General features: G+C 61.9%; 31 protein-coding genes and 1 pseudogene. 19 read left to right on the top strand and 13 right to left on the bottom strand.

What is annotated here, in order from left to right:
- Positions 1–247 precede the first annotated feature (247 nt).
- The 3 genes from MAFF_RS02800 (at position 248) to MAFF_RS02790 (ending at position 1,573) form a co-directional block, all read left to right on the top strand.
- Positions 248–469 carry a DUF768 domain-containing protein gene (locus MAFF_RS02800; protein WP_010909375.1) on the top strand — a complete coding sequence of 74 codons (222 nt, stop codon included), beginning with the start codon at positions 248–250 and terminating at the stop codon, positions 467–469.
- A gap of 211 nt (positions 470–680) precedes the next feature.
- On the top strand, positions 681–941 hold the full coding sequence (locus tag MAFF_RS02795) for a hypothetical protein (protein WP_010909374.1): 261 nt from the start codon (positions 681–683) through the stop codon (positions 939–941).
- 164 nt (positions 942–1,105) lie between these two features.
- Positions 1,106–1,573 (top strand): hypothetical protein, encoded by a 468-nt coding sequence (locus tag MAFF_RS02790; RefSeq protein WP_010909373.1) that lies wholly within the window; start codon positions 1,106–1,108, stop codon positions 1,571–1,573.
- A gap of 17 nt (positions 1,574–1,590) precedes the next feature.
- Here the strand turns inward: MAFF_RS02790 and MAFF_RS02785 are convergent, their stop codons facing one another.
- Positions 1,591–1,899: a hypothetical protein gene (locus MAFF_RS02785; RefSeq protein WP_010909372.1), complete on the bottom strand. Its 309-nt coding sequence runs from the start codon at positions 1,897–1,899 to the stop codon at positions 1,591–1,593.
- Positions 1,900–1,972: 73 nt separating this feature from the next.
- On the opposite strand from MAFF_RS02785, the gene MAFF_RS02780 reads away from it, so the two are divergent.
- On the top strand, positions 1,973–2,194 hold the full coding sequence (locus MAFF_RS02780; RefSeq protein WP_044550404.1) for a DUF768 domain-containing protein: 222 nt from the start codon (positions 1,973–1,975) through the stop codon (positions 2,192–2,194).
- A 72-nt stretch (positions 2,195–2,266) separates the two neighbouring features.
- The gene (locus MAFF_RS02775; RefSeq protein ID WP_044550400.1) at positions 2,267–2,491 is read left to right on the top strand and encodes a hypothetical protein; all 225 of its coding nucleotides are present in this window, start codon (positions 2,267–2,269) and stop codon (positions 2,489–2,491) included.
- A 409-nt stretch (positions 2,492–2,900) separates the two neighbouring features.
- On the opposite strand, the gene MAFF_RS41280 is transcribed toward MAFF_RS02775, so the two are convergent.
- Positions 2,901–3,410 carry a helix-turn-helix transcriptional regulator gene (locus MAFF_RS41280; RefSeq protein WP_341872717.1) on the bottom strand — a complete coding sequence of 170 codons (510 nt, stop codon included), beginning with the start codon at positions 3,408–3,410 and terminating at the stop codon, positions 2,901–2,903.
- Positions 3,411–3,524: 114 nt separating this feature from the next.
- On the opposite strand from MAFF_RS41280, the gene MAFF_RS02765 reads away from it, so the two are divergent.
- The 3 genes from MAFF_RS02765 (at position 3,525) to MAFF_RS02755 (ending at position 5,325) form a co-directional block, all read left to right on the top strand.
- The gene (locus tag MAFF_RS02765) at positions 3,525–4,250 is read left to right on the top strand and encodes a hypothetical protein (RefSeq protein ID WP_010909369.1); all 726 of its coding nucleotides are present in this window, start codon (positions 3,525–3,527) and stop codon (positions 4,248–4,250) included.
- Positions 4,247–4,489, top strand: coding sequence for a hypothetical protein (locus tag MAFF_RS02760; RefSeq protein ID WP_044547575.1), 243 nt, complete (start codon positions 4,247–4,249; stop codon positions 4,487–4,489). Before MAFF_RS02765 ends, MAFF_RS02760 begins: the two co-directional genes overlap by 4 nt.
- Before the next feature lie 137 nt (positions 4,490–4,626).
- A complete protein-coding gene (locus MAFF_RS02755; RefSeq protein WP_044547573.1) occupies positions 4,627–5,325 on the top strand; it encodes a hypothetical protein in 699 nt (232 codons plus the stop codon).
- 41 nt (positions 5,326–5,366) lie between these two features.
- Here the strand turns inward: MAFF_RS02755 and MAFF_RS02750 are convergent, their stop codons facing one another.
- Entirely contained in the window at positions 5,367–5,684 is a 318-nt protein-coding gene (locus MAFF_RS02750) for a hypothetical protein (RefSeq protein WP_044547571.1), read from the bottom strand.
- A gap of 633 nt (positions 5,685–6,317) precedes the next feature.
- Here MAFF_RS02750 and MAFF_RS02745 point away from each other — a divergent pair.
- From MAFF_RS02745 to MAFF_RS02730, 4 genes are all read left to right on the top strand, one after another.
- Positions 6,318–7,541: a septal ring lytic transglycosylase RlpA family protein gene (locus MAFF_RS02745; RefSeq protein WP_010909367.1), complete on the top strand. Its 1,224-nt coding sequence runs from the start codon at positions 6,318–6,320 to the stop codon at positions 7,539–7,541.
- Positions 7,542–7,624: 83 nt separating this feature from the next.
- Complete coding sequence (locus MAFF_RS02740) at positions 7,625–8,791, top strand: D-alanyl-D-alanine carboxypeptidase family protein (protein ID WP_010909366.1); 1,167 nt, start codon at positions 7,625–7,627, stop codon at positions 8,789–8,791.
- A gap of 76 nt (positions 8,792–8,867) precedes the next feature.
- On the top strand, positions 8,868–9,542 hold the full coding sequence (gene tmk, locus MAFF_RS02735; protein WP_010909365.1) for a dTMP kinase: 675 nt from the start codon (positions 8,868–8,870) through the stop codon (positions 9,540–9,542).
- Positions 9,539–10,588: a DNA polymerase III subunit delta' gene (locus MAFF_RS02730; protein WP_010909364.1), complete on the top strand. Its 1,050-nt coding sequence runs from the start codon at positions 9,539–9,541 to the stop codon at positions 10,586–10,588. The genes tmk and MAFF_RS02730 overlap by 4 nt, the downstream gene beginning before the upstream one ends.
- A gap of 54 nt (positions 10,589–10,642) precedes the next feature.
- On the opposite strand, the gene MAFF_RS02725 is transcribed toward MAFF_RS02730, so the two are convergent.
- Positions 10,643–11,494: a hypothetical protein gene (locus tag MAFF_RS02725; RefSeq protein WP_044547570.1), complete on the bottom strand. Its 852-nt coding sequence runs from the start codon at positions 11,492–11,494 to the stop codon at positions 10,643–10,645.
- The gene (locus MAFF_RS02720; protein ID WP_044547568.1) at positions 11,491–12,591 is read right to left on the bottom strand and encodes an aminotransferase class I/II-fold pyridoxal phosphate-dependent enzyme; all 1,101 of its coding nucleotides are present in this window, start codon (positions 12,589–12,591) and stop codon (positions 11,491–11,493) included. The genes MAFF_RS02725 and MAFF_RS02720 overlap by 4 nt, the downstream gene beginning before the upstream one ends.
- 101 nt (positions 12,592–12,692) lie before the next feature.
- Between MAFF_RS02720 and MAFF_RS41390 the strand changes: the two are divergent.
- The 4 genes and pseudogenes from MAFF_RS41390 to MAFF_RS02705 all read left to right on the top strand — a co-directional run.
- A pseudogene (locus MAFF_RS41390) lies at positions 12,693–12,815 on the top strand (DNA polymerase III subunit delta'); the annotation flags it as partial.
- 83 nt (positions 12,816–12,898) lie between these two features.
- Positions 12,899–14,449, top strand: coding sequence for a methionine--tRNA ligase (gene metG / locus MAFF_RS02715; protein ID WP_010909361.1), 1,551 nt, complete (start codon positions 12,899–12,901; stop codon positions 14,447–14,449).
- Complete coding sequence (locus MAFF_RS02710; RefSeq protein ID WP_010909360.1) at positions 14,449–15,243, top strand: TatD family hydrolase; 795 nt, start codon at positions 14,449–14,451, stop codon at positions 15,241–15,243. Before metG ends, MAFF_RS02710 begins: the two co-directional genes overlap by 1 nt.
- Before the next feature lie 3 nt (positions 15,244–15,246).
- Positions 15,247–16,065 carry an MBL fold metallo-hydrolase gene (locus MAFF_RS02705; RefSeq protein ID WP_010909359.1) on the top strand — a complete coding sequence of 273 codons (819 nt, stop codon included), beginning with the start codon at positions 15,247–15,249 and terminating at the stop codon, positions 16,063–16,065.
- Positions 16,066–16,078: 13 nt separating this feature from the next.
- Here MAFF_RS02705 and MAFF_RS02700 read toward each other — a convergent pair whose 3' ends face one another.
- Positions 16,079–16,420, bottom strand: coding sequence for a GNAT family N-acetyltransferase (locus MAFF_RS02700; RefSeq protein WP_010909358.1), 342 nt, complete (start codon positions 16,418–16,420; stop codon positions 16,079–16,081).
- Positions 16,421–16,619: 199 nt separating this feature from the next.
- Complete coding sequence (locus tag MAFF_RS02695; RefSeq protein WP_010909357.1) at positions 16,620–17,198, bottom strand: NADPH-dependent FMN reductase; 579 nt, start codon at positions 17,196–17,198, stop codon at positions 16,620–16,622.
- 533 nt (positions 17,199–17,731) lie between these two features.
- Between MAFF_RS02695 and MAFF_RS02690 the strand changes: the two genes are divergently transcribed.
- The gene (locus tag MAFF_RS02690; protein WP_010909356.1) at positions 17,732–18,664 is read left to right on the top strand and encodes an agmatinase; all 933 of its coding nucleotides are present in this window, start codon (positions 17,732–17,734) and stop codon (positions 18,662–18,664) included.
- Here MAFF_RS02690 and MAFF_RS37395 read toward each other — a convergent pair.
- The 6 genes from MAFF_RS37395 to MAFF_RS02665 all read right to left on the bottom strand — a co-directional run bounded on the left by MAFF_RS37395 (position 18,550) and on the right by MAFF_RS02665 (position 22,652).
- Positions 18,550–18,828: an NAD(P)-binding domain-containing protein gene (locus MAFF_RS37395; protein WP_244420705.1), complete on the bottom strand. Its 279-nt coding sequence runs from the start codon at positions 18,826–18,828 to the stop codon at positions 18,550–18,552. The genes MAFF_RS02690 and MAFF_RS37395 overlap by 115 nt on opposite strands.
- A 37-nt stretch (positions 18,829–18,865) precedes the next feature.
- Positions 18,866–19,750 (bottom strand): aldose 1-epimerase family protein, encoded by an 885-nt coding sequence (locus MAFF_RS02685; protein ID WP_010909355.1) that lies wholly within the window; start codon positions 19,748–19,750, stop codon positions 18,866–18,868.
- A gap of 168 nt (positions 19,751–19,918) precedes the next feature.
- Positions 19,919–20,635 carry a Bax inhibitor-1/YccA family protein gene (locus tag MAFF_RS02680; RefSeq protein ID WP_010909354.1) on the bottom strand — a complete coding sequence of 239 codons (717 nt, stop codon included), beginning with the start codon at positions 20,633–20,635 and terminating at the stop codon, positions 19,919–19,921.
- A gap of 24 nt (positions 20,636–20,659) precedes the next feature.
- Positions 20,660–21,433 (bottom strand): anti-sigma factor family protein, encoded by a 774-nt coding sequence (locus tag MAFF_RS02675; RefSeq protein WP_010909353.1) that lies wholly within the window; start codon positions 21,431–21,433, stop codon positions 20,660–20,662.
- Positions 21,430–21,981 carry a sigma-70 family RNA polymerase sigma factor gene (locus MAFF_RS02670; RefSeq protein ID WP_010909352.1) on the bottom strand — a complete coding sequence of 184 codons (552 nt, stop codon included), beginning with the start codon at positions 21,979–21,981 and terminating at the stop codon, positions 21,430–21,432. Before MAFF_RS02670 ends, MAFF_RS02675 begins: the two co-directional genes overlap by 4 nt.
- 77 nt (positions 21,982–22,058) lie before the next feature.
- Positions 22,059–22,652 (bottom strand): histidine phosphatase family protein, encoded by a 594-nt coding sequence (locus tag MAFF_RS02665; protein WP_010909351.1) that lies wholly within the window; start codon positions 22,650–22,652, stop codon positions 22,059–22,061.
- 176 nt (positions 22,653–22,828) lie between these two features.
- Between MAFF_RS02665 and MAFF_RS02660 the strand changes: the two genes are divergently transcribed.
- Together MAFF_RS02660 and mazG are read left to right on the top strand one after the other, a co-directional pair.
- Positions 22,829–24,013 (top strand): aromatic amino acid transaminase, encoded by a 1,185-nt coding sequence (locus tag MAFF_RS02660; protein WP_010909350.1) that lies wholly within the window; start codon positions 22,829–22,831, stop codon positions 24,011–24,013.
- A gap of 80 nt (positions 24,014–24,093) precedes the next feature.
- Positions 24,094–24,918, top strand: a complete 825-nt coding sequence (gene mazG / locus MAFF_RS02655; RefSeq protein ID WP_010909349.1) for a nucleoside triphosphate pyrophosphohydrolase — start codon at positions 24,094–24,096, stop codon at positions 24,916–24,918.
- The last annotated feature ends 28 nt before the right edge of the window (positions 24,919–24,946 follow it).

Below are 24,946 nucleotides of genomic sequence, written 5' to 3'. Positions count from 1 at the left end.
AAGGCTGCCGGCCGCGATAGGCGACCGGTGTTCTTCACATGCATCCCTGACTACGAGGGCCAAAATCGGGAGCGGAACCGAATCAAGGGTTCGCAGCTTTAGGGTTCAAACGAAGAATTCATAAGGTGCGCCTAATGTTCAGAGACAAAGAAACACGGATTTTGGAAGCCGGGCTGTTCGTGGCGGTCCCGGTTTCCATCCTGGTCGCGGTGGTGATGGTGACCCTTACGTTCAATTGGTTTGGGTAATGAGCACACGCGGCACCGACTTCCTTCACAAGTGGATTTCAAAACTCGTCCCTAAAACGGCTGGCGCAGATATCATCTCGGTTGCGGACCTCACCGAGAAGTTTTTCGCGGACGCCAAGGCCAAAGGTATGAGCAGCACCGAGATCGAGGAAGACACCGGCAGCGTGTACGAGGCGATCCTGGACGCGATCGTCCATCATGATCCTGGCTTGGCTGACTAGCCAGCTAGGCCCGCTGCCGGGGCGGATCTTGGGGGCGGCAGCGGGCCGTTAGCGGAACAGTAAGTCCCGCCGGGCAGCAGGGACGTTCGCTGTCGGAGGACTTCTAACCGGCTTGGGGTCGATTCGGCGACATACGGATTTGTAAAGATAGCGGCAGCAACGGCGGAGGCTTCGGCGGTCCAGGACAGCGGGCCAGCATGATCGCGCGCTGGTGAGTCTCCAATCGGCGCGCTATACCGATGTGATGCGTAAGCCCAGCAAAACGCCCTTCACCAAACTGCTCGCCGCTGAGACAACCCTTCTGTCCGCTGATCGACTGCTCGGATTGCTCAAGCTGCAGACCGACAGGGGCGATATTGAACTGGTCATGAATCGGGTCGTCGCCGAGCGGCTTATGTCAACCGTCGTAGACTTCCTTCAGGCTGGCCAGGGCGACGACGGGCCAACATTTGCGGTCGAGCGTTCGCAATAGCTCCCCTGCGGGCAACAGCGAGCCGCCAGAGGCGTGCCAGACACCCCCCGGTGTAGGACAGCGGCGAGGGGAAACGCGCGCCTTATGGTCCGAAATCAAGTGGCTTCTCAGAAATATCATTTGTTGCTGATGGAACGGAATCGCGGGGCTACCCTTTTCCCGTCATGGTACGTTTTCTGCTGAGCCTAGTTCCGGTCCTATTTTGCAGCACGCTTCTTCAGGCCCAGGCGTGGCAGCAGTTCGGCGTCAGGCAGTTCGGCTTCACATTCGACGTCCCGCCGGGTTTTGTCCTGGCACATCGTTCGGACCAAGGCGCGGCTTTTCAAGGGGAAAACAATGCCTTCCTTGCTGTGTGGGGTGCCAGCCTCGGGGACGCCAGTTTTCCGGCCGAGATCGAGCACCGCATGATCGAGGACGAAAAACTTGGTTGGAAGCTGACGTATCGGCGCTTCACCCCGAGGTGGGCAAGTTACTCGGGCATTAAGGATGGCCAGATTCGATATGTCCGCGCTATCGCGATCTGCAACGACCGTGCCGCACTCTTCACCATTAATTACAGCAGATCGGAAAAAATCCCCTATGACCCGGTTGTTGTTCGGATGGTGCGATCCCTGAAAGCGGAAGGTTGCTAAAGTGCGTTTGCGCCGTTCTACGCCGGCTTGTCGACAAGCGGCGTTTTACGCTTCGGCGCCACGTGGCTGGTGACGAGCCGCACGGCACTGTGTTTTACCGTAATACCCAGATCCTTGCCGCCTACCGTCACCGTATCTTCGTCGACGCGAAGCACTTCGCCGGTCAGCTCGATTTTTTGCCCGCTGCTTATGTGCGGCGTGCTGTCTACGATCGAGTGCGGCTGACCGTAGGAAAGGATAAGAACACTCACGCGGTCGTCCGTGACCCGCTTGCGCACGGTTGCAGTGATCGCGACGGTATCGCCAACTTTGATGCCTTGGCCCATGCGATAATTCTGGAGCGGCCGCCGCCATCGTCAAGTAGCGGAACCTAATATGAGCTTTGAGCTTATCGCGACAATGAGCACGCGCGGAATCAACTTCCTGGATCAATGGATCGCCAACAACATACCTGAGACGACGAAGGCAGACGTCATCTCCGTTGACGAACTCACGCACAAACTGATCGCCGACGCCAAGTCGCTCGGCATCAAACGAGGCGAGATCGATGAAGAGGTGGACAGCCTCTATCGAACGATCCTCGATGCGATTGTGCATTACGATCCCGGCCTACCCGAATAGCCCTTGCCATCGCGATCGGGAAGAGGAATATATTCCTCGTTGCGGCGACCCCCTCAAATGGAGTTCGCTACCATGGCCAGATCAAAACCTTCCCAACAGCTATCGCAGGCTGAAATCGAGCGCTTCCTGGTCGCAGCGGAAGCGCTGCACTGGAGCATCGTTAAGCCCTTCATATCGCCGCATTGCGAGCACTACAGGGCAACGCGTGTCCTGCATGAGGTGCTGTTGAAGTCCGTGCGGGACGTGACCGGGAAGGAGGTCGAATTCATCCGCTGGTTTGGAGGTGGTTCGGCCTAGTGTTTTTCGTCGGGCCCGCTGTCGCTGAAGTCGAAGGCGGGCTTGGCGCCCTATTACCGGCTGACAGCAGGCAAGACACAGTACATAAAAAGGCCGACAGGGGACTCACACAAACGCCAGAGTAGTTTGGGAGCTTAGGACACGGCCTTAGGCCAAATCTTCTCAACGAGTTCGTACAGGGTGCCATTCACGCGAACACCCTTTCCACCAGCAAGGTGAATGGTACTCTCGCGAGGGCTGAGGACCGTTATGTGCGATATATGAGCGATAACCACTATTACAGAGTCACCTGTGACGTCGGTAAGATCGACAATAGCTTTTGCCACTAACTATTCTCCTCGCTCTGAAGCGCACGAAGTTGGAGCAATTTTCTAACTTGCGCAAGCTTCGCCCCGCGAGCGCGTACTAACTATCCATCGCCCAGAACCGGCGGCAGTTCGCCGATGATCATTTTGCCATCGCTATCCAGCAGGTTCCCATCGACGCGTTCGGCGGCAACTGCCAATATCTGCTGAACTCGATCATCAAATAGTTTCTCTGGACGTTCGGTTATAGACCCTGCCGCGCCCAACGCGTCGTACAGCAGGAAAGCGGTGTGCCTCTTGCCCGCGTAATCGAAAGCAAAGGCGATCCAACCCCGTCCCGGCACGTCGTCTCTGCGAAATAGCAGCGGCCTCGGTCTAACCGTCCCAGACAAGCGAACGCCAGGGTGGCCATGATTCAAAAACTCAACGCCTTCGTCTTCCAGCACTTTCATAACAGAGCGGATTTTGTCGAGACCGCTCGTTAGACCATGCCCGCCACGCTTCTCCATAGCGCTAATTGTGTTGATGTTGATCCCGGCCCGCTTCGCAAGCGTTCCCTGATCCATGTCAGCCAAGGCGCGGGCGGCCCGAAGCTGGTTTCCAGTTGTGAGCATTCTGTGTTCCTTTCTTATCTGGCTAGTAATTTTTCATAGTTTGCTGTTGACGGCAAGCTAATTCTGATTCATGGTGAACTGGTAAACATAACCAGTTAACAAGGAATTTCCCACATGCCGAACACCTCTGTTCGGGCGGCCGCCGAAGGCATGCCCAAGATTACCCGCCGCCACGCTCTCATGATGTCTTCGGGGGCGATTGTCGCTCTCGCGGTGGCGCCAAACGCTCATGCCGCTGTCGCCGTCGATGATGTCTCCGAAGTCCGCGCGCTCATCAAGGCGCACCGCGACGCAGAAGCCGCATTCGAAAAGGCCCTGGTGGCAGACGGCGAAATGGAAGAGGCCTATTTCGCGGCGCACCCTGAAAGGGAGCTGCTTATCCCGCTCTCGATCGGCGGCGCTCAATCGCTCTATATCCGCTTCGAGGCACAGGAATATCTAGATGATTGCGTGAAGGCGATTGCCTCCACCTATAACGCCAAGCGCCAGAGCCTTGCCGCACTGCGCCAGATTGCTCCTGCCTTGGCTAACGACGCCGTGGCAACACTGGACCGTGCCGAGGCGGTGGACCTTTCGACCCTCGATGCGACGTGGAAAGCAGAGCAAGCCAAGCGCAAGGCCTTCGGCTGGGGGAAAACCCGTCGCGCCTACAACTCCACCTGCGATGCGATGCACCGCGCTCTCGATGCCATATGCACCTATCGTTGCTCGTCGCCGGCCGCCAACCGCGCCCGCGCTGCCTACCTGCTCAAGGTAACGGGTGGCAAGTTCGCGGATCTTGAAAACTATCAGGTCCGCGCGCTGCTCAGGTCCATGCGGGCACGGGAGGCGCAATCATGACCCGGAACCGTTTCGTGGACCAAGGCGACATGACTGCCGACCAATTGGAGTCATGCAGTTACGATCTGCTGGCCATTCTGCACCTTGTAAAAGCCGTGACTGACGGTGCGGACGGCGGCGCTCTGGACGCCGATTCTACGGCATCCATAGGCCGTCTAATGGCGTTGGCTGTTGAAATGCATGTGCCTCTGCATGACGCCTTGGAACGGCATGAGGGCGCTGCGCCCCCCGAAAGCTGATCAAGCGGATTTTCACATGAAGCCCGCTGCCTCACGGTGGCGGGCTTTCGTTATTTTGGGGGCTAACAGCGGGATCAGCGGGCATAAGTCGGACGCCCTGGCTTGCGCGAGTGGTAGCGAGGGCGCTGTCATCCGGGATGGCTCGCGACCCTTTGAAAGTCATTGAGAACCGGCGCCGGTACAACGCCAAGCACCGTGAAGAACTCCTGGCGAAGGGACGCTCTCCTGCCTCCTTGGAAAAACAGCGCAAGCGGCGAGCCGAAAATCCTGAGAAAACGGCTGAACATAGGCGGCTGTTCAAGCTGAGGCACCCAGACCGCGTCAAGGCCGGCTGGAAAGCCTATCGCGTGGCGAATAGCGAGAAGATAGCCGCGTACTACGCAACCTATTCGGTCGAACACAAAGCCGAGATCCTGGCCACAGATCGCGTGTATCGGGCCAAAAACCGCGACAAGGTCGAGATGTGGCAGGAGCGGCGGAAGCTCAAAGCGCGATCCATCAGCGCAATCCGTCACAACCCCGACGAAGTCTATCGTGTGGTGAGCCGGGCGGTCAGTTCGGCGCTGCCGCGCTTCATGCGTGACGACGTCATCAACTCAATGCTCCTGGCCGTTCTTGAAGGCGAACTGCTGCTGCAGAACGTCGGCGCTCGCGTGAAGGACTACCTCGGCCGCTACAACAAGCAATACGATACGTTCAAGACGCTCTCCCTGGATGCGCCAATGGGAGGCGCAGATCTACGTAGGATTGACCTGTTGGCGGCGCCAGAGCCGGAACAGGAAGAGGAAGAAGACCCTGATATCGTAATGCTCAGAGGTGGACTCTCACGCTGGTAAGCTCCTTGCTCCGGCGGCTTGCTCTGCGTGGTAGCGCTCCGTCATTCCTCTTCTTCCTGATCGCGAGAAGATGATTTTCCGCGCGCCAAGCCCCCGAGAACGTAGCCTACAATTCCGCTAAGTATACCGACCGTCGCTTCGGCGCTAAGTTTGTCCAAAACTCTCAAATTGGTCGTGCCGGCTGCTATTAGAATGACCGTCACCATCTCCAAAATCCCAGCCCGCCGAATTAACCTAGTAAATGAAGCTCCCGCGCCTTTAGATGTCTTATAAAATGCGATTCCGCCTACAATTGACGCGGTAACGCAACCGATTGCAAACACCACTACGAACAACTTCGCTATCTCGTAGACGAACATTTGGTCAGGTGTCACAGCTATAGCCCTCCGAAATCCCACAAAGCTTCTATAGCAGTACAATTGGGGTTTTCAAAGTGACAGTCGTGGCCGCGATAGCCCGACACTTTTATGCGACTGTCGACACTGTTGCCGCAGCAAAATCATGAAAATCGGCCTGGAGAACAGTCCGCGAACGCCGTGCTACGATTTTTGCAACGCAACGCTACGGTATGAGACGGGACAGCTTAGCACGATAGGCACTCCCAAGTGGCGCAACGCCTTGACAGACAAGGACTTGGCAGCATGGAACGGGGAGGGGAGGTACATCAGCGAGCGAATTTCAAGACCGGTGCCTTAAACCGCTCGGCCATCCCTCCAGTGACTGTCCATCACATTCGACTGCTCTAGTGTGCCCGGCAAAGGCCTGTCAACCGGCATGCGTGGCCGCGCGTGTTCCTTCACCAACCCGCGCAGCAGAGGCGCCGCCACAATCTTGCCCGGTTCCGGCCACAATCGATTAATACCGTGATAAACAATTCCTGTGCACAAAGGATCGGGGTTCAAGGCGTCGTTGGCATTGTCGAGTGAGTGCTTTGGCTCCTCTGCTGTTCAAACGACGGCTTCTTGATTGAGACTGTAGGGGATTTCGGGACAATGCAGGCTACGACGCGCCCGCGTCTTCGTCGCGCTTCCACGCTCACGCTGTTGGCTGCTTCGGCTGCCTTGCTGGCGGCTTGCGCGTCGCAGCCTGAGCCGAGGGCGATGGTCAATCCCAAACATCGCTCCAAGGAATATTTCGCCGAAACCGAATATGGCGTGAAGGCGAGCCCGCGCGTCAACTTCATGCGGCGCGGAGGCGGTCGGGACCAACTCGGCAAGCCTTACCAGGTGCGCGGCAAATGGTATTATCCCAAGGAAGATCGGCACTACGCCAAGGTTGGCCTGGCCTCGTGGTATGGCGACGCCTTCCATGGCCGGCTGACCGCCAATGGCGAAGTCTACGACATGACGCATCTGACCGCCGCGCATCCGACCATGCCGCTGCCGAGCTATGCCCGTGTCACCAACCTCGAAACCGGCAGTTCGGTCATCGTGCGCGTCAACGACCGGGGGCCCTATCATGAGGGCCGCATTATCGACGTCTCGGAGCGCGCGGCGCAGATGCTCGACTACGACAAGGTCGGCACCGCGAAGGTCAAGGTCGAATATGTCGGCCGCGCGCCGCTCGATGGCAATGACGACCAGTATCTGATGGCGTCCTACCATCCAGGCAACAGGATTCCGGATCCGTCGGACGGCCTGCCAACCGGCGTCATGGTGGCCATGAACGGACCGTCGCCAAGCGTGCCGGTAGGCGCGGCCGCCGTGCCGTTCCCTGGTCAGCTGACGAATTCCGGCGAGGCCGCGCAGCCGTCTTTGTCGGCACAGGCGCCGGCTTTCGGCGATCTGGCACTGCCCGATTTCGGACCGATCGTTCCAGAGCGGCCGGAAATCGGCCTGCCGCCGCAGTCGCCGTTCGCGGTGGCCTCGCTGTCCTATGCGGATGAACGCGTGCAGCGCGCCGATGTCTTTGCCGCGCTGGACGATAGCGGCATGTCGCCCGCCGACATCTTGCGGTCGTGGAAAAAATCCAATCCGCAAGCATCGCCGTCCAATGCCGACTATGTCGCTGCCGGCACGTTCGACGACGCCGCCGAAGCCAAGCGCGTGGCGTCTGCACTTCAGCCCTTCGGCCGAACGGAAATCCAGCGTTCCGACCTCGACGGCAATGACTGGTATGCGGTCAATCTCTACCCGAATGGCCATGGCGGCCTGGACGAGTTGCTGCAGGCGGCATGGTCGCATGGCGCACCCGATGCGCTGGCTGTGCGCAACTGATCTATTTTGACCGGGCGGTTGATCCGGCGGAAAAAACCCTGATAGCTTGGCTGTGCCAAAACCGGCAAACGGGTCGAGATTTCATGCAGTTGCGCGCCTTTCCGCCATTTGCCGGCCTTCTGGGACTGGCTTTGCTGCTGCTTTGCCTCGCTCCAGCACACGCGCAGCTTTTCGAGACCAAGGCCACACAGGCCTTCATGATCGATGCCGACACCGGCACGGTGCTGTTCTCGAAAGACGCCGACAAGCCGATCCCACCGGCCTCGATGGCCAAGCTGATGACCATGGAGGTGGTTTTCAACGCCATCAAGTCCGGGCGCCTCAAGCTCGACGACACATTCGTGGTCAGTGAAAACGCCTGGCGCAAGGGCGGGGCGCCATCGGGCACATCGACGATGTTCGCCAAGCTCAAATCGGCGATCCGGCTTGAGGACCTGATCCAGGGCGTGACCGTGCAGGCGGCCAATGACGGCTGCATTGTCATCGCAGAAGGCATGGCCGGATCCGAGGACAATTTTGCCGCGCAGATGACCGAGCGCGCCCGCCAGATCGGGCTGAAAACATCGACCTTCGTCAATTCGACCGGCCTGCCGGCCGACGGCCAGCAGACAACGGTGCGCGAGCTGGCGCAGTTGGCCCTGCATTTGTGGCGCGATTATCCGGATTTCTATCGCTACTACGGGCTGAAGGATTTCACCTGGAACAAGATCTCGCAGAAGAACCGCAACCCGCTGCTGGCCATGGACATCGGCGCCGACGGTCTGGCTGTCGGCGCGAGCGAGGTGGCCGGCTTCGGCATCGTCGCTTCGGTCAGTCACAACGGCACGCGGGTGATCATGGCCATGAACGGGTTGGCCAACGACAAGGAGCGTGCCGAGGAGGCGCGCAAGCTGCTCGACTGGGGCGCGCGCTCGTTCGAGAAGACCGAGATCTTCGCCAAGGACGAGGTGGTCGGCGAGGCCCAGGTTTTTGGCGGTGCGAAATCCGGCGTGACGCTGAAGGCAAAAGGGCCGATCGACATCTTCCTGCCGATCACCAACCGCGACAAGCTGACGGCCAGGATCGTCTACACCGGCCCGGTTGCGGCGCCCGTGGAGGAAGGCCAGCCGGTGGGTGCGCTGCGCGTCTGGATCGGCGACACGCTGAGCCAGGAGACGCCGCTTTTCGCTGCCGAATCGATCGGCGTCGGCACATTGCCGCAGCGCGCGCTCGATGCCGTCAAGGAACTGGCGATCGGCTGGCTGCGATAGCACCGACGGCATGGACGTTTTCCCGAACGCGGACTATCTAGAGCCCAACAATCCACATGGACAAAGGCCCTTTCGTTTGGCGCGCGGATTTTTCATCACCTTTGAAGGCGGCGAGGGCGCAGGCAAGTCGACGCAGATCGAGCGGCTGGCGCGGAAGATGCACGCCAAGAAGTATGATGTCCTGCTGACGCGCGAACCGGGCGGCTCGCCGGGCGCCGAAGCGGTCAGGCATGTGCTTCTCTCAGGCGCCGCCGAGCCATTCGGACCGAAGATGGAGGCGCTGCTCTTCGCCGCCGCGCGTTCCGACCATGTCGAACAGGTTATCCGGCCGGCGGTCGAGCGCGGCTCGATCGTGCTTTGCGATCGTTTCCTGGATTCCTCGCGCGTCTACCAGGGCGTCACCGGCGGGATCGACCCGGCGTTCATGGCCACGCTGGAACAGATCGCCATCAACGGCATGATGCCCGATATGACGCTGATCTTCGACATCGATCCGGCCGAGGGCCTCAGGCGCGCGACGCTGCGGCGCGGCAGCGACGCCGGCGCCGACCGCTTCGAAAAGGAGACTCTGGCCATCCATCAGGCCCGCCGCGCGGCCTTTCTGGCGATCGCCGCGGCCGAACCGGAACGCTGCATCGTCGTCGATGCCTCCGCCGATCCCAATACGGTGGAGGACGTCGTCACCGCGGCCGTCTTCGCGGCGCTGGAGGCGAGGGCGCCTGCGCGCAACAGGCAGGCCGCACCGGTATGATCTTCGAACGCATCGCGCCGGAACAGCATGATACGCTGGACGGCGTGCCCGAACCGTCCGAAACGCCCCGTCTGGTCGGGCACGGGCAGGCGGCCGAGATGCTCGCCGCCGCCTATCGATCTGGAAAGCTGCCGCATGCGCTGATCTTCGCCGGACCGGTCGGCATCGGCAAGGCGACGCTGGCCTTCCACCTGGCGCATCACCTCCTGAAGCACCCGGCCTTCGAGCAGGCGCCGGAACGCCTGGCCAATCCCGATCCGGCCTCGCCGCTGTTTCGCCAGATCGCGACCGGGGCGCATCCGGGCGTGCTGCACCTGACTAGACCGATGAACGACAAGACCAAGAGCTTCAAGACGGTCGTCACCGTCGATGAGATCCGCAGGGTCAGCCGCTTCCTGTCGATGACCTCGCATGACGGCAGCTACCGGGTCGTCATCGTCGATCCAGCCGACGACATGAATGCCAATGCCGCCAATGCCTTGCTGAAGAATCTTGAGGAGCCGCCGGCGCGAACGCTGTTCATTCTCATCGTCCATGCGCCGGGCAGCCTGCTGCCGACGATCCGCTCACGCTGCCAGGTGATACGCCTGACACCGCTTGACGCCGATGATTTGCTGGCGGTTCTGGAGACCGCCGAACCGCCACCGCCGGACGATCCGGCCGCGCGGGCGGCACTGGTTGAGCGGGCAGGGGGCAGCGCCCGCAACGCGATCCTGTTGACGCAATATGGCGGGCTGGAGATCGCCGGGACGCTCGATGCGCTGGTGGCCAAGGGAAAGAGCGACATCGGCGGAGCCTATCGGCTCGCGGAAGCCGTTGCCGGCCGCGACCAGACGATCCAGTTCGATATCTTCAACCGCCGGGCGCTCGACTTGTTGTCGGATGCCGCGAGCCAGGCAGCGCTGTCGGGCGATCTCGCGCGGGCCAAAATCCTGTCGGATACCTGGCATGAGGCGCTGGATGCTATCTCCGAGACCGACACCTACAATCTCGACAAGAAGCAGCACGCCCTGACAATGATCGACCGGCTGAAGTCGGTGATGTAAATATCCTTTCGGATGGCAATCGCCATTCATGCGGCCTGCTTTTGGGACCATCTTCTAGGACTGGGTTGCCCGCTGCACCGCAAGCGCGGAATCATACTTCGCGCGATTGGCCCAGTAGATGGTGGCGAATAGCAGTGCCTGGTCGCGGAAAGGAACGTGGTCCACCATGTCCATGGCGGCTTCGGCTTCGATCCAGTCGGCGTGAAAGTCAGAGGCTGCTTTCCTGTCGCCGCCGAGCGCTATCTGCTGGAACCGGTGCATATGATCCTCGATCTCGAGGTAGCGGTCGGCCCAGACGATCGACCATTGCCGGTTCTGCATGGTGAATTTGCGAATCCATCGCTCGCTCAGGTCCATGTCGCCTTCGGGCTTGGAATACATGACGTTGCGGCGCGCCTCGAGCAATGTGTTGGTGGCGACGACTTCGTTCTCGCGCCACAGCAGCCGCATCGCCGGATCATTGAGAAACCGGTCCGCGTAGATGGGATGGGGAAAGGCGCTTTCCCTCAGCCCATCGATCTTGAAATAGACCAGCAGCTCGGACGCCACGCTGGCTTCGAGTTCGTTGCGCTCCATCTTGCCGTGGAAAGCCTCGAATCCGATGCCCGGGATGAAAGGCATATGCGCGGCGTGCCAGATTTCGTGCAGGAGGTAGAGGTCTTCGATGGCCGGGGCGGCATAGTCATCCCGGCGCATGGTCAGCCCCCACCAGGTGCAGAAGTGGGCACGCTCCAGGCGGTCATTGGTGGTCTCGCAGCTGAAACGGGGCAGGCGGGCATACTGATCGACGATGCCGTGAATATAACCGCCCTGGCGATGCGAGGATCGGAATGCTTCCGTCTTCCAGTGCGCCAGGCAGTGGGCATGAATGTCATCGCTCGTCACGAGCGGGAGCAAATTCTTCATGACAACGTCCCGGAATTCGCGCCGGCCATGCCGATCCGTTCCGCCATGCCTGGCGTCAGGCACAAGCGTGGCCGGGAATCTGCGGCACCAGGGGCGCGCGTCAGATACGCAGCCAGATCGGGATCGTTCTCAGCGCTGGCCGTGGCCTGGGCGAGAATGAAGACGTCCGCCGGCGTCAAGGCAAGGCCGAGCGCCCGGCCCGCATGCTCAGCGACGCTGCCTTGAATGCCGGTGTATCGGCGCGCCATGGCGAAGACGTCGAAGCGCTCCATCAGCCTTATTCCCAATTGCAGCGATGTCAGGTTCTTGAACCACTGATTGCCGAACAGTCCGAGATTCTCCGATCGGCAGAACACACCGCCTATGCGGTCGTAATAGGCGCCGAACGGCTTGGACAGGCTGATCACCACGGCGCTCACGCAAGGCGCGCCGGCGAGGATCGTCTCCGCCGGCGGCTCGGCAGTCGCCCCGACATAGGTCAAATCGAGGACGAGCTGGGCCGGGTTGGCGCGCAGGCTCAGCCGACGCAGAAAGGCATTGGCCTGCGGCCACACCATGCCGTCGATGGCCGAAGGCTGGCTAAGACAGAGCAAATCCTTGGGATCGACGGTGTCGGCGACATCGCGCCAGGCGTGGCGTTCGTACTCCGCCACCGCAATGCCGCAGGCTTCCGCATAGGCCTTGTAGCCTTCATATTCGCCGCGAAAGATCACAAGCCGCGGGGGAAACCTCTCGAGGCGTGCGCGGTTGCCGTAATCGGCAATCAGATGAAAAAGCGGCTCACTGGCGCCTGATGTCGGATAGCTGAATGGATAGTCAGCGGCGTCCAGCGGCGCCATCGGCTTGGCCCAGCCGAGCCATGTGTCGAAGAACCGCCTGTGCAGCGCGTTCTGCTTTCCGGTCCAGGCATGGCGAAACTGATCGAGATAGGCGACGCGGATCGGATCGGGACCGTTTCCCCCGCTGTTGCCGAGCAGCTCGGCCTTCACTGTTTCGATCTCGGGTGTGACGAGGGCGTAAACGGTTTTGCTGGCGCCGGCCTGACGCAAGCGCGCATCGAGCGACTGCCGCGGATCATATTGCGTGGTCGTGGCCATGCCGGTCTGCCTTTTGCACCGTCGCGAAACTACGGATCGCGACCTGCCTTTGCAACGGCCCACGAGCGGGCTCCGGATCTGGCGCCATGATCAAGGCCCAGACGCGGTGCGGGACTTGGCATGAGGCGCCGGACGCTATATCTGAGGCCTACACCTACAATCTCGACAAGAAGCAGAACGCCTTGACCATGATCGACCGCCTGAAGTCTACGATGCGAATGTGACGGCCCCACCGGGATGGCAATCGCCATTCCGATGCGATATCCACCGCCACGGCTTCCATTCAGACATTCATGATGGTTCGTTCATGTCACGCGAAAAATACTATCTGACGACACCGATTTTCTATCCGAACGGCAAGCCGCATATCGGCCATGCCTATACGGTCATCGCAACCGATGCGCTGGCCCGCTTCCAGCGCCTCGACGGCAAGGACGTGTTCTTCCTCACCGGCACGGACGAACACGGCCTCAAGATGCAGCAGACGGCTGAGAAGGAAGGCATCACGCCACAAGCGCTTGCCGACCGCAATTCAGCGATCTTCCGTTCGATGACCGAGGCTGTGGGCGGCTCGAATGATGAGTACATCCGCACGACGGAACCGCGCCACTACGCGTCCTGCCAGGCGATCTGGAAGGCGATGGCCGCCAATGGCGACATCTATCTGGACCGCTATAGCGGCTGGTATTCGGTCCGCCAGGAAGCCTATTTCGACGAGAGCGAAACCACGCTCGGCGAGGACGGCGTGCGCCGCGAGCCGCTTGGCTCGCCGGTCGAATGGAACGAGGAAGAAAGCTATTTCTTCCGGCTCTCCGCCTATCAGGACAAACTGCTGGCGCTGTACGAAAGCCAGCCCGACTTTGTCGGACCTGCCGAGCGTCGCAACGAGGTGATGAGTTTCGTCAAATCCGGGCTGAAAGACCTGTCGATCTCGCGCACGACCTTCAAATGGGGCGTGCCGGTGCCCGGCGACGACAAGCATGTGATGTATGTCTGGGTCGATGCCTTGACCAACTACATCACCGCCGCCGGCTATCCGGACACAAAGTCCGATCAATGGCGCTACTGGCCGGCCACGCACATCATCGGCAAAGATATCGTGCGCTTCCACGCGGTCTACTGGCCGGCTTTCCTGATGTCGGCCGGCATCGAACTGCCGAAGCGTGTTTTCGCCCACGGCTTCCTGTTCAACCGCGGCGAGAAGATGTCGAAGTCGGTCGGCAATGTCGTCGATCCGTTCGCCCTGATCGAGCATTATGGCCTCGACCAGGTGCGCTATTTCTTCCTGCGCGAAGTGCCGTTCGGCCAGGATGGCAGCTACAGCCATGATGCGATCGTCAACCGCACCAACGCCGATCTCGCCAATGGCCTCGGCAATCTGGCGCAGCGCTCGCTGTCGATGATCGCCAAGAACTGCGGCGGCGTGGTGCCGAAGCGTGGCGAGATGACGGATGCCGACAGTGCCATCCTGGATCAAGCGGTGGCCGCTCTGACCACCGCGCGGAAGGCGATGGCCGGGCAAGGCATCCATCTGGCACTGGCGGCGATCTTCGATGTGGTGGCGGAAGCCGATCGATACTTTGCTGGACAGGCACCATGGGCGCTGAAGAAAACCGATCCGGAGCGGATGGAAACGGTGCTGTGGACGACCGCCGAACTGGTGCGGCGCGTGGCGGTGCTGTGCCAGCCCTTCATTCCGGGATCGGCGGCGAAGCTGCTCGACCTGCTGGCGGTGCCCGCGGATAAACGTGATTTCGTGCATGTCCACGCCGACTATGCGTTGGTTCCTGGCACTGCGTTGCCCGCGCCGGAGGGCGTGTTTCCGCGTTATGTCGAACAGCCGGGTGCGAACGCCTGATGCTCGTCGACAGCCATTGCCATCTGGACTTTCCGGATTTCGCCGAAGAGCGGGCGGCCATTGTCGCCCGCGCCAAAGCGGCTGGTATCGGCCGCATGGTGACGATATCAACCCGCGTGAAGCGCTTTCCACAAATGCTTGAAATTGCTGAGACTTTCGACGAAGTCTACTGCTCTGTCGGGACCCACCCGCACAATGCCGCGGAAGAACTCGACGTCACCACTGCCGAGCTCGTCCGTCTGTCGGCACACCCGAAGGTGGTGGCAATCGGTGAAGCGGGGCTCGATTATTTCTACGACAAGGCGCCGCGCGACGCCCAGGCGCTGGGTTTTCGCAATCACATTGCCGCCGCTCGCGCGACCGGGCTGCCGCTCGTCATCCATTCGCGCGACGCCGATGACGACATGGCAGCCATTCTCGAGGACGAAACAGGGAAGGGCGCCTTCCCCTTCATCCTGCATTGTTTCTCGTCCGGACGCCGGCTGGCCGAGGTGGGCGTCTCGCTCGGCGGCTATGTGTCGTTCTCGGGCATACTGACCTTCAAGAACTCAGCCGAACTGCGCGCCGTCGCCGCCGACGTGCCGCATGACCGGCTGCTCGTCGAAACCGACGCACCCTATCTGGCGCCGATTCCGTTCCGGGGCAAGCGCAATGAGCCGGCCTACGTCGCGCATACCGCCAAGGTGCTGGCGGAGACGGTTGGCGTCAGCGAAGCTGAAATCGCGGATCTGACGACAAGCAACTTCTTCCGCCTGTTCGGCAAGATGCCGCGACCTGCCGAACTGAGCGCCTGAACGATGACCGGCCGGCTGCGCCTCACCATTCTCGGCTGCGGCTCGTCGCCAGGTACGCCGCGCATCACCGGCGACTGGGGCAATTGCGACCCGGCCAACCCGAGGAACCGGCGCATGCGCACGGCAGCGCTGGTCGAGCGGGTTGCCGCCGATGGCGGCCGCACCACCGTGGTCATCGACACCGGGCCGGATTTCCGCGAACAGATGCTGCTTGCTTCGGTCAAACGCATCGATGCGGTCGTCTACACGCACCCGCATGCCGACCATATCCACGGCATCGACGATCTGCGCGGCTATGTGCTGGAGCAGCGCCACCTGATCGACATCCATGCCGACCAGCCGACGATGCTGCGCCTGCGGCAGGCGTTCGGCTATTGCTTCGAGACGCCTCCGGGCAGTTCTTATCCGCCGATCGTGCGGGCGCATATCATCGACCACGCAAAGCCTGTCGTGATCGAAGGCGAGGGGGGTGCCCTCGCCCTCGAACCCCTGCCGCAGATCCATGGCGACATCATTTCGCTCGGCTTCCGCATTGGCGGCCTGGCCTATTGCCCTGATATCAGCGACTTTCCCGATCCCACCGCCGATCGGCTGCGCGGCCTGGAAATGCTGGTCATCGACGCGCTGCAGTACAACCCCCATCCCAGCCATCTGTCACTCGGCCAGGCGCTCGGCTGGATCGAGAAGCTGGCGCCTAAACAGGCCGTGCTGACCCACATGCACGTGCCGCTCGACTATGCCAAGGTCAAGGGCGAAATGCCGGCCAACGTCACCCCGGCATACGATGGCATGGTGATTGAAATTCCTTATGAATCAGCGTGATGCGAACGGCCTTTCATGAGGCTGTTCTGCTCGTCGGGCCGAGTATCAGCAGCGTTCCAGTCCGTTCATAGCCCATGCAGGGATAAAGTAGAGCTCCGGCGTGCGTCGCCGTCGCACCGGAGCATCGTGATCCACGAGCCTGGTCGTCGCGCAGCATTTTAGCCATCAGCGCCTGGCCGATGCCGCGGCGCCGGCGCGAAGGCTCGACATACATGTCCGCGCACCAGGTGGCGCCGACAGCGCCCACGCTGCGCACGCGCCCAACGATATCGTCGCCATCCACCGCCACATACTGGCGGAACGGCGCGCCATCGCCGAGCAGATAGACAACGATCGCCTCTGGCGCGTTGGCCATCAACTCAAGGCAACACGTTTCGATCGAGCCAAACCTATGAAAATCACCGGCAATTCCCAGACGCTGGTCAACGCGTAAGTTCCATAATCTATCTTATGCGACTTAAGGGCGTCGCCCCCGAACCAAAGAATTGTGAGTTTCAATGTGCATGTCAGCCTTCCTCCGCTGTTCGGCCTCTCGCCCGCCGTCCCGCCTCAATTCATGCCGAGGCCTGTCTCGGCAGCACCTGGAGCACCCTGGTGATGAACATGCTGAATTCGGCCATGTAGTTGCTCAGGAATTCCTGGGTGGATTCAACCGTGACCTCACCGGCGTCCGTGATCAAGCCAGGCGTAAACTGGATGTAGGCCTCAGGCGCGTTCATCTGCGGCGAGTTGCAGAAGCTCAGCACACTGCGCAGCCCCTGCTGGGCGATCGCGGTTCCGATGGTGCCGGGCGATGTGCCAATGACCGCGGACGGCTTGCGGGCGAAGGAATTCTTGCCATAGGGGCGGCTTGCCCAGTCGATGGCGTTCTTCAGACCGCCGGGGATGGAGCGGTTGTATTCCGGCGTGACGAAAAGGACGGCGTCGACAGCGGCGATAGCATCCTTGAAGGCGCGAGCGACCGGCGGAAAGTCGGCATCGTAGTCGTAGCTGTAGAGCGGCAAATCCTTGAAGGAGATCTCCGACATCTCGAGTTGCGGCGGGGCAAGTTGCACCAGTGCCTTCGCGAGTTTGCGGTTGATGGATTCGCGCGCGAGGCTGCCGATGAGATAGCCGACTTTGTGCTTGGTCATTTGTACCTCCTACGTTCGACCTCAAGGTTCTGACGATCACGCATCCATGCCGATCGCCGTTTCCACCATGGTGAAACGCCGCCCGGTCACGACATGCGGTAAGGCGCGCGAGGTTCGGGCGTCATTGCACGGCATTGGCAGCAGGACACAGAGCATCGTTCGTGCCAGTTCCCTGCATCACGCAATATCAATAGTTTAAGTTGGCCTTCGCTTGGTTCCGGGACATTTTGGCCGATCCGGAAAGACAAATTGTCTATAGATTTCTGCAATGTAGCACAGACGTTGCTTCCGGCAAACTTGAGGCCTTCTCCGCTAGTGCCAGTCTACCTCTTAGGGGCTTTGGCATCTGTCGATGTGCCGGGGCCTGTAGTCGGTCGTAATGCAAGCGTCGCGATGTGGCTGCGTTCGGGTCACAAGAATCGAACGCGCCCGCTTTGACCCATGCTCCCTGGCCCGCCTGCGATTTTCGGTGATGGCATCGAAGCGGCGAAGCAACTAGCCTGAGGTAGCGCTGGAACTCAGGACCATCAAGAATGACCGCCTCACCCTCCTTTCTCGGCCTTCCCGATCGCCTGGACGGCCGCACGCCCCGTGCGGTGATCTTTGGGGCCGGCCACGGCAGCACCTATCCCGGCAAGGACAGCAGCGGCCATGCGTTGGCGGCCGACGCCATTCGTGCGGCCAGCCAGGATGATGCCTCGCTTGTCGAGCACTGGGATTTCGATCTCGGTGGCCCGTTGTTCAACGGCAAGCCGGCCTCTTGCGTCGACGCCGGCGACATCTCGACCATCCTGCACGACAATGCCGAAAACAGGGTCCGGATCGAAGCGAAGACGCGCGAGGTCCTGGCCTTGCCGGCCGTGCCGATCCTGCTTGGCGGTGACGATTCCGTCGTCATTCCGTTCCTTGCCGGCTTTGCCGATCACGGACCGATCTGGGTCCTGCAGATCGATGCCCATATCGACTGGCGCGACGAGGTGCTTGGCGAACGCCACGGCTATTCGAGCCCGATGCGAAGGGCAAGCGAGATGCCGCATGTCGCCGGCATAGTGCAGGTTGGCCTGCGCAGCGTCGGCAGCGCGCGCCTCGCTGAAATCGAAGCCGCGCGGCACTATGGCAGCCGTTTCGTGACAGCGCGCGAGGTTCATGCTCAAGGTGTGGATGCAGCGCTCAGGCATATTCCGGAAGGCGCGCGGGTCGTCGCCACCTTCGACTGCGACAGCCTTGATCCCGGCATCATGCCGGGCGTGGCGGCGCGTACGCCGGGCGGCCTCACCTACACGCAAGCGATCGACCTGATCGCCGGCCTCGGCAAGCGGGCCAGGATCGCGGGATTCGACCTTGTCGAGCTCTATCCGCCCGCCGACATAGACGGCCTGTCAGCGCTGACCGCTGCGCGCCTTCTCGTCAATGTGATCGGCACCATCGCCAGCATGACGGTATCGCAGTCGTCCAGCACCGCCTGATTGTCGGCGGCAACGCGTATATTCGGATAGCGGGAAGCGAGGTTCGCCGCGATCTCTTCGTTGCGCGGCGACAACACCACCGATACCGGATCGCCATCGAGGGATTTGAGCCCGGTGACAATGGCTGAAGTCAGCGCACCTGTGCCGATGAAGCCGAGTTTCATTGGGTACTCCCAGGCGTTGGCTCCGCGGCTCGGTCGGTCAACGCCGCCCCTGCTCCAGGCCGATCTGGTAGCTCAGCGAACGCTTCGCCCCCGGTTCGATCAGCATCACACCGGGCTTGTCGCTGAACTCGCCGTCGAAATCGGCCGGGCTCGCAATACCATGCCAGGGTTCGATGCACAGGAAGGGCGCGCCGCCGGGCTTGGACCAGATGCCCAGTTCCTCGGCTCCCTGCCATGACATTTCAATCGCCGGACCATGGTCGGCGGCGTAGCGCACACTGGTGCTGGCGGGCCGATCCAAGATGACGGCGTCGTCATCGAACAGCCGCTCAGACAGCACAAGCGTCTTGCCTTCGATCGGCGTTGGCGACGTTGCCGGGAGCAAGAGGCCATCCTTCAGGCGACGAACCGGCGCCGGCTCGTCGTTGGCAAAGATCAACCGATAAGCCTCCTTGGGCAATTCCGGCAGCAACGGCCAGTTGAATGCAGGATGTGCACCGACCGAGGCCGGCAACATCTCGTCGCCGGTGTTGGTGACCTCCAAGGCCACACCGAGCTGCTGGCGGCCCAGCGTATAGGTCACAGCAAGGCGAAAGGCGAAGGGGTAGTGCGCACGCGTGTCGGCATCGTCGGTGAGGACCAGCGTGCAGGAGCGGGGTCCCCTCTCCTCCCAGGTGAACGGCTTGTCTCGGGCGAAGCCGTGCTGCGTCATCGGATAGGTTCGGCCGCGATGGCGCAGCTGATCGCCCTTCAGCCGGCCCACGATCGGGAACAGCACCGGCGAATGGCGCCGCCACTCCGGTCCGGCTTGCCACAGAAACTCAGATCCCTGCCCATCCCGCAGCGAAACCAGTTCGGCGCCCTGCCCGACTATTATAGCCGAGATGCCGTCGCCCTGAAGCGTTTGGCTGTCCTGTGCCACATGTCCTCGCGGGCCGGTGTTGAAGCTGGCGGCAGACTAGCAAATGCTCTTGGGGACTCAAGGCATGGACGGTCTTGCCTGAACGAATTGTGGCCGGAGGATCTCTCCCCCGGCCACGTCTCCGCATCAAGGGCGAGAACCCCCGCCCTTGCCCAGGGCGGACAGTCGTTACTCGCGCTCGCCCGTGAAATTCAGCAGCAGCTGGAAGATGTTGATGAAGTTCAGGTAGAGCGAGAACGCACCAAAGACAGCCAGCTTCTGGCGCGATTCCGCGTCGAAATTCTCGGCATATTGTTCCTTGATCGTCTGCGTGTCCCAGGCGGTCAGGCCGATGAAGACGGCGATGCCGATCACCGAAATGGCGAATTGCAGCGCGGTCGAACCGAGGAAGATGTTGACGATGCTGGCGATCACCACGCCGATCAGGCCCATGATCAAGAAGGACGAGAACTGGGTCAGGTCGCGCCTCGTCGTATAGCCGTAGAGGCTGGTGGCGCCGAACATGGTGGCGGCGATGAAGAAGGTGCGCGCGATGCTGGTGCCGGTGAAGACCAGGAACACGGAGGCGAGCGACAGGCCCATCACCGCGCAGAAGGCCCAGAACATCGCCTGGGCGCTTGCCGCCGACATGGTCTGCATCCTGAACGAAAACAGCAACACGAAAGCGAGCGGCGCCAGCATCACCACATATTTCAGCGGGCTGGAGAAGATCGGGACGTAGAGCGCCGGCGTCGACGAAACCAGGAAGGCGACCAGGCCGGTGACCACGAGGCCAAGGCCCATATAGTTGTAGACGCGCAGCATATGCTGGCGCAGACCCTCGTCAAAGACGGCTCCGGCCTGGGCGCCGGTGCCGACACGATATCCCAGATTGGGCGTGTTCATTTGCAGTCTCCTTTTGTGAATCGGTCAGTAAAGCGTTCTGGCAAGCGTCTCGGCGGCGCGGTCGAGATCACGAACCCCGCTCTTGGCGACCACCGCGTAGGCGACCTCGCCGATCTGGAAATAGGCCGAGGAAATGTCGCCCGAGGGTGCGACGGTCGGCTTGACCACGTCGAAGGTTCCCGGCCGGATCGCAAACAGCGACACCAGGCCCATATCCTTGGTGTCGACAGCCATCTCGACGCTCGGGCCGAAGCGCGACGGATAGATCTGCACGTCGCGCACCTTCCAGTCCTTTGGCAGCGACGGCATGACGATCGCGGTCGCCGCACGGATCTCGCCGGCACTGTAGTTGGGCGCTTCCGGCTGCGAGGGCATGGTTTCGCGCACCAACGTCGTCCTGTGTGCCCGCACCGCTTCGTCGACATAGGCGGGCGGCTGCGGCGACGCGACGACCTTGGTCACCGACATCGGCCCGATGATACCGTTCGCCAGCCAGCCAGCGGCAACGAAGGCGGCAACGGCAGCGGAGCGCTGCAACACGCCGAAGATGCGGCCACGGGCAAGTCCCCTCTCCAGCCGCCGCGCCGCGTCAGCAGTCGCCGGCCGCGCCATGCCCTTGGAACCAGCAAGCGCCACGCGCAGTTCATCGCGGGTCCGCAGATCCGACATGACGCGCGCGGCGGCCTCTGGACGTGTCGACAGGAAGGCTTCGACCTCGATGCGGCGGGTGACATCCAGCTGGTCGTCGACATAGGCGTCGAGATCGGTGTCCGTCACAGGGTCGACAAGAGCGCTCATGGCTCACCTCCCACGATCCTGAGATGATTTTTTCCGCGCGCCGGGGCGGCGTCTTCCATCTGACGCAGGGCGGCGCGTGCCCTGCCGATGCGTGACATCAGCGTGCCCAGCGGCACGCCGGTGGCATTGGCCGCCTGCTGATAGGAAAGCCCTTCGATGGCGACCAGATGCAGCGCCGAGCGCTGCTCTTCCGGCAAATTGAAAAAGGCGTCCCGCACCTGCGCCAGGCGCACCGAATGCTCCTGCGGCGCCGGCGTGGCGGCATCGGCGAGGTATCCGGCCTGTTCGATGCGCACGGCTTCCGAGCGGCGCGAACGCATGCGGTCAATAAACGCGTTGTGGACGATGGACAGCAGCCAGGCCCGTAAATTTCCGCCGGAGCGGAAGGTGCCGCGACGCTCATAGGCGCGCACCAGTGCGTCATGCACGAGATCCTCGGCATCCGCGCTGTCACGCGTCAGCGACTGTGCGTAGCGCCGCAGCGATCCGAGCTGTCCTATGATGTCAAAGCGTGGCATCGACCGTTTCATGCCCTGTTTACGGAGCATGTGGGGATATTAATCCCGACCCGTGCCATTTTCTTTGCAGGAGGGATTGTGTTCGCCGGTCCTCGCCTGCCAGGCTTTCACCGGAGAAGCGGTTTTGCCGCTTTGGGCGAAGTCACACCGCAAGCCCGCAACACCCACCTGCGGCCGTCGCTGCGAAAATCGGTGATGCTCAGCGGCTCGATATCGATCTTCCAACAGGCGGCAAGCGGCGCACCCAGAACATGCACGATCGCGGTGCGAATGACGCTGGCATGGGTCATCGCGATCGTATGGCCGGGCTCGGCCATCAACTTTTCCATCAACCCGGAAGCCCGGCGGGCAACGTCGGCCAACGACTCGCCGCCATGCGGCGCCGCGTCGGGGTCAGCCAGCCAGGCAGCAATGTCGCCGGGCTGCTCCGCCTGCACGTCCTCAAAACTCTTGCCGGCCCAGCTTCCATGATCCTGGTCCGCCAGGAGCGGTTCGACCGCTGCCTCCAGCGATAGCGCCTCGGCGATCTGGCGGGCGCGAAGCGCGGGCGCTGTCCACGCGCGGTCGGCGTGGCGCAGCGTCCCGCGCATGGCCTTCGCCCGCGTCAATGATCGCGGCTCCAGCGGCTCATCGAGCGGAAACGAACCCCGCCGGGTCGCGGCCGTGGCGCCGTTGCAGATCATCGTCAGCCGTACGAGCATGAGGCAGTCATTCCTTGAGCCACTTTCGAAGCGACGCATACGCTGCAATTAGAATAGCTGCTATCGTTTCGAAAGGCCGCGCCCCTGGGTGCCGCCCTCCGTTTTGCGCAATTAAAACCGCTGGCGAAGCGCGTTCGATTTGCGTATCACTCCGCCGCGCCAACGGAACCATAACGATGTTCGAAGACCTGCAGCCAGCTCCCGCCGACAAGATCCTGGCCCTCATCGGCCTCTATCGCGCCGATCCGCGTCCCAACAAGGTCGACCTCGGCGTCGGCGTCTACAAGGATCGCGACGGCAAGACCCCAGTGATGCGCGCCGTGCGTGAGGCTGAAAAGCGGCTGCTGAACAGCCAGGACACCAAGACCTATCTCGGGCTCGCCGGCGACACCGGCTTCAACGCGGTGATGGCCAAGCTCGCCTTCGGCCCGGGCGCGGACATGACGCGCATTCGGGCGGCCCAGGCGCCTGGCGGCTCCGGTGCGCTTCGCCTGGTGGCGGAGCTGCTCAAGCGGACCCGTTCGGACGCCACGATCTGGCTGTCGGACCCAACCTGGCCGAACCATATGCCGGTGATGCGCGCTGCCGGCCTGCAGATCCGCGAATATCCCTATTTCGACGCGGCCTCCGGTGCTGTTCGCTTCGACGACATGCTGGCGGCGTTGCGGACGGCCAAGAGCGGCGACGTGGTGCTGCTGCACGGCTGCTGCCACAATCCAACCGGCGCCAATCTGGATGCGGCGCAGTGGCAGGCCGTCACCGATCTGATGGTCGAGCGCGGCCTGCTGCCATTCGTCGACATCGCCTATCAGGGCTTTGGCGACGGCCTCGAGGCCGACGCTCTTGGCCTGCGCCTGCTGGCGGCGAAAGTTCCGGAAATGGTTGTTGCCTCGAGCTGCTCGAAGAATTTCGCCGTCTACCGCGACCGTGTCGGCGCAGCGATGGTTTTGGCCAGGGACAGCGCGCAGGCTGACGTGGCGATGAGCCAGATGCTGTCGGCGGCGCGCGCCATGTATTCGATGCCGCCGGACCATGGTGCCGCGGCGGTGCGCATCGTGCTCGAAGACGCAAGCCTGCGCGCCGACTGGGAAGCCGAATTGGAAGAGATGCGCCTGCGCATGCTGAGGCTTCGCGTGGCTTTCGCCGAGGCGCTGCGCCGGCAGTCCAACTCCGACCGCTTCGACTTCGTCGCCAGCCACCGCGGCATGTTCTCACGGCTTGGCCTGACGGAAGCGCAGGTCGAGCGGCTGCGCGCCGAGCACGGCGTGTACATGGTCGGCGATAGCCGCATCAACGTCGCTGGACTGCCGGAGGATGGCATGGACGCGCTCGCCAAGGCGATCGTCTCCGTGCTCGACTGAAGCGGCTCAGATGTGGACAAGGCTCCCTCGCCGGCTGACAGCATTGGCCGCGCGTCGGGCCGCAGGATAGCATCCGCCGCATGACGCCATCCAAAGACATTTCACGCCTGATCGAGATCATGGCGGCGCTGCGTGCGCCCAAGACCGGCTGCCCCTGGGACATCGAGCAGGATTTCTCGACCATCGCGCCCTATACGATCGAGGAAGCGTATGAGGTGGCGGACGCCATCGCGCGCGGTGACCTCAACGATCTGCGCGATGAACTCGGCGACCTGCTGCTGCAGGTCGTCTACCACGCGCAAATGGCCGAGGAAGCGGGCGAATTCGCCTTCCCGGATGTCGTCCAGGCCATCACCACCAAGATGATCCGGCGCCACCCGCATGTCTTCGGCGACGAAGAAGCCCGCGGCGCCGGCATGGCCAAGGGCATGTGGGAGAAGATCAAGGCCGAGGAGAAGGCGGAGAAGCGGCAAGCCCGTCTCGCCCGCGGCCTCGACCCCGAAGACAATGGTAAGGGATTTCTGGACAGTGTTCCGGTCGCCCTGCCCGCTTTGACGCGGGCGCTCAAACTTCAGGAGAAGGCTGCCCGTGTCGGCTTCGACTGGAGCGAGGCAGCCCCCATCCTCGACAAGATCGAGGAGGAGATCGGCGAATTGCGTGAGGCTCTGGCGAGGGGCGAGACGGCCTCGATCAAGGACGAGTTCGGCGACATGCTGTTCGCCGTCGTTAATCTCGGCCGTCATCTCAAGCTCGATTCGGAAGCCGCGCTGAGCGGCACCAACGAGAAATTCCGGTCGCGCTTCCACTATGTCGAGCAGGCTCTTGAGAAGTCCGGCAACACACTGGAGAAGGCCACCCTGGACGAGATGGAAGCGCTCTGGCAGGAAGCGAAGAGCGCGAAATAGGGCCGATAGACCGACAATTCCGGAGGGA

It is taken from the genome of Mesorhizobium japonicum MAFF 303099, assembly GCF_000009625.1.
GTDB classification, from domain to species: Bacteria; Pseudomonadota; Alphaproteobacteria; order Rhizobiales; family Rhizobiaceae; genus Mesorhizobium; species Mesorhizobium japonicum.
This window is presented reverse-complemented; position numbering and strand designations above follow the sequence as displayed.

What these genes read in the sequence shown, in the direction of transcription:
- MAFF_RS02680 (WP_010909354.1), bottom strand. Translation starts at nt 20,635, where the DNA reads ATGAACACGCCCAATCTGGGATATCGTGTCGGCACCGGCGCCCAGGCC.
- MAFF_RS02750 (WP_044547571.1), bottom strand. Translation starts at nt 5,684, where the DNA reads ATGTTCGTCTACGAGATAGCGAAGTTGTTCGTAGTGGTGTTTGCAATC.
- MAFF_RS02755 (WP_044547573.1), top strand. Translation starts at nt 4,627, where the DNA reads ATGGCTCGCGACCCTTTGAAAGTCATTGAGAACCGGCGCCGGTACAAC.
- MAFF_RS02730 (WP_010909364.1), top strand. Translation starts at nt 9,539, where the DNA reads ATGATCTTCGAACGCATCGCGCCGGAACAGCATGATACGCTGGACGGC.
- MAFF_RS02665 (WP_010909351.1), bottom strand. Translation starts at nt 22,652, where the DNA reads ATGCTCGTACGGCTGACGATGATCTGCAACGGCGCCACGGCCGCGACC.
- MAFF_RS02765 (WP_010909369.1), top strand. Translation starts at nt 3,525, where the DNA reads ATGCCGAACACCTCTGTTCGGGCGGCCGCCGAAGGCATGCCCAAGATT.
- MAFF_RS37395 (WP_244420705.1), bottom strand. Translation starts at nt 18,828, where the DNA reads ATGAAACTCGGCTTCATCGGCACAGGTGCGCTGACTTCAGCCATTGTC.
- MAFF_RS02700 (WP_010909358.1), bottom strand. Translation starts at nt 16,420, where the DNA reads ATGGCCAACGCGCCAGAGGCGATCGTTGTCTATCTGCTCGGCGATGGC.
- MAFF_RS02725 (WP_044547570.1), bottom strand. Translation starts at nt 11,494, where the DNA reads ATGAAGAATTTGCTCCCGCTCGTGACGAGCGATGACATTCATGCCCAC.
- MAFF_RS02790 (WP_010909373.1), top strand. Translation starts at nt 1,106, where the DNA reads ATGGTACGTTTTCTGCTGAGCCTAGTTCCGGTCCTATTTTGCAGCACG.
- MAFF_RS02660 (WP_010909350.1), top strand. Translation starts at nt 22,829, where the DNA reads ATGTTCGAAGACCTGCAGCCAGCTCCCGCCGACAAGATCCTGGCCCTC.
- MAFF_RS02800 (WP_010909375.1), top strand. Translation starts at nt 248, where the DNA reads ATGAGCACACGCGGCACCGACTTCCTTCACAAGTGGATTTCAAAACTC.
- MAFF_RS02720 (WP_044547568.1), bottom strand. Translation starts at nt 12,591, where the DNA reads ATGGCCACGACCACGCAATATGATCCGCGGCAGTCGCTCGATGCGCGC.
- MAFF_RS02675 (WP_010909353.1), bottom strand. Translation starts at nt 21,433, where the DNA reads ATGAGCGCTCTTGTCGACCCTGTGACGGACACCGATCTCGACGCCTAT.
- MAFF_RS02705 (WP_010909359.1), top strand. Translation starts at nt 15,247, where the DNA reads ATGACCGGCCGGCTGCGCCTCACCATTCTCGGCTGCGGCTCGTCGCCA.
- MAFF_RS02695 (WP_010909357.1), bottom strand. Translation starts at nt 17,198, where the DNA reads ATGACCAAGCACAAAGTCGGCTATCTCATCGGCAGCCTCGCGCGCGAA.
- MAFF_RS02760 (WP_044547575.1), top strand. Translation starts at nt 4,247, where the DNA reads ATGACCCGGAACCGTTTCGTGGACCAAGGCGACATGACTGCCGACCAA.
- MAFF_RS02670 (WP_010909352.1), bottom strand. Translation starts at nt 21,981, where the DNA reads ATGCTCCGTAAACAGGGCATGAAACGGTCGATGCCACGCTTTGACATC.
- MAFF_RS41280 (WP_341872717.1), bottom strand. Translation starts at nt 3,410, where the DNA reads ATGCTCACAACTGGAAACCAGCTTCGGGCCGCCCGCGCCTTGGCTGAC.
- MAFF_RS02690 (WP_010909356.1), top strand. Translation starts at nt 17,732, where the DNA reads ATGACCGCCTCACCCTCCTTTCTCGGCCTTCCCGATCGCCTGGACGGC.
- MAFF_RS02710 (WP_010909360.1), top strand. Translation starts at nt 14,449, where the DNA reads ATGCTCGTCGACAGCCATTGCCATCTGGACTTTCCGGATTTCGCCGAA.
- MAFF_RS02785 (WP_010909372.1), bottom strand. Translation starts at nt 1,899, where the DNA reads ATGGGCCAAGGCATCAAAGTTGGCGATACCGTCGCGATCACTGCAACC.
- MAFF_RS02745 (WP_010909367.1), top strand. Translation starts at nt 6,318, where the DNA reads ATGCAGGCTACGACGCGCCCGCGTCTTCGTCGCGCTTCCACGCTCACG.
- mazG (WP_010909349.1), top strand. Translation starts at nt 24,094, where the DNA reads ATGACGCCATCCAAAGACATTTCACGCCTGATCGAGATCATGGCGGCG.
- metG (WP_010909361.1), top strand. Translation starts at nt 12,899, where the DNA reads ATGTCACGCGAAAAATACTATCTGACGACACCGATTTTCTATCCGAAC.
- MAFF_RS02740 (WP_010909366.1), top strand. Translation starts at nt 7,625, where the DNA reads ATGCAGTTGCGCGCCTTTCCGCCATTTGCCGGCCTTCTGGGACTGGCT.
- MAFF_RS02780 (WP_044550404.1), top strand. Translation starts at nt 1,973, where the DNA reads ATGAGCACGCGCGGAATCAACTTCCTGGATCAATGGATCGCCAACAAC.
- MAFF_RS02775 (WP_044550400.1), top strand. Translation starts at nt 2,267, where the DNA reads ATGGCCAGATCAAAACCTTCCCAACAGCTATCGCAGGCTGAAATCGAG.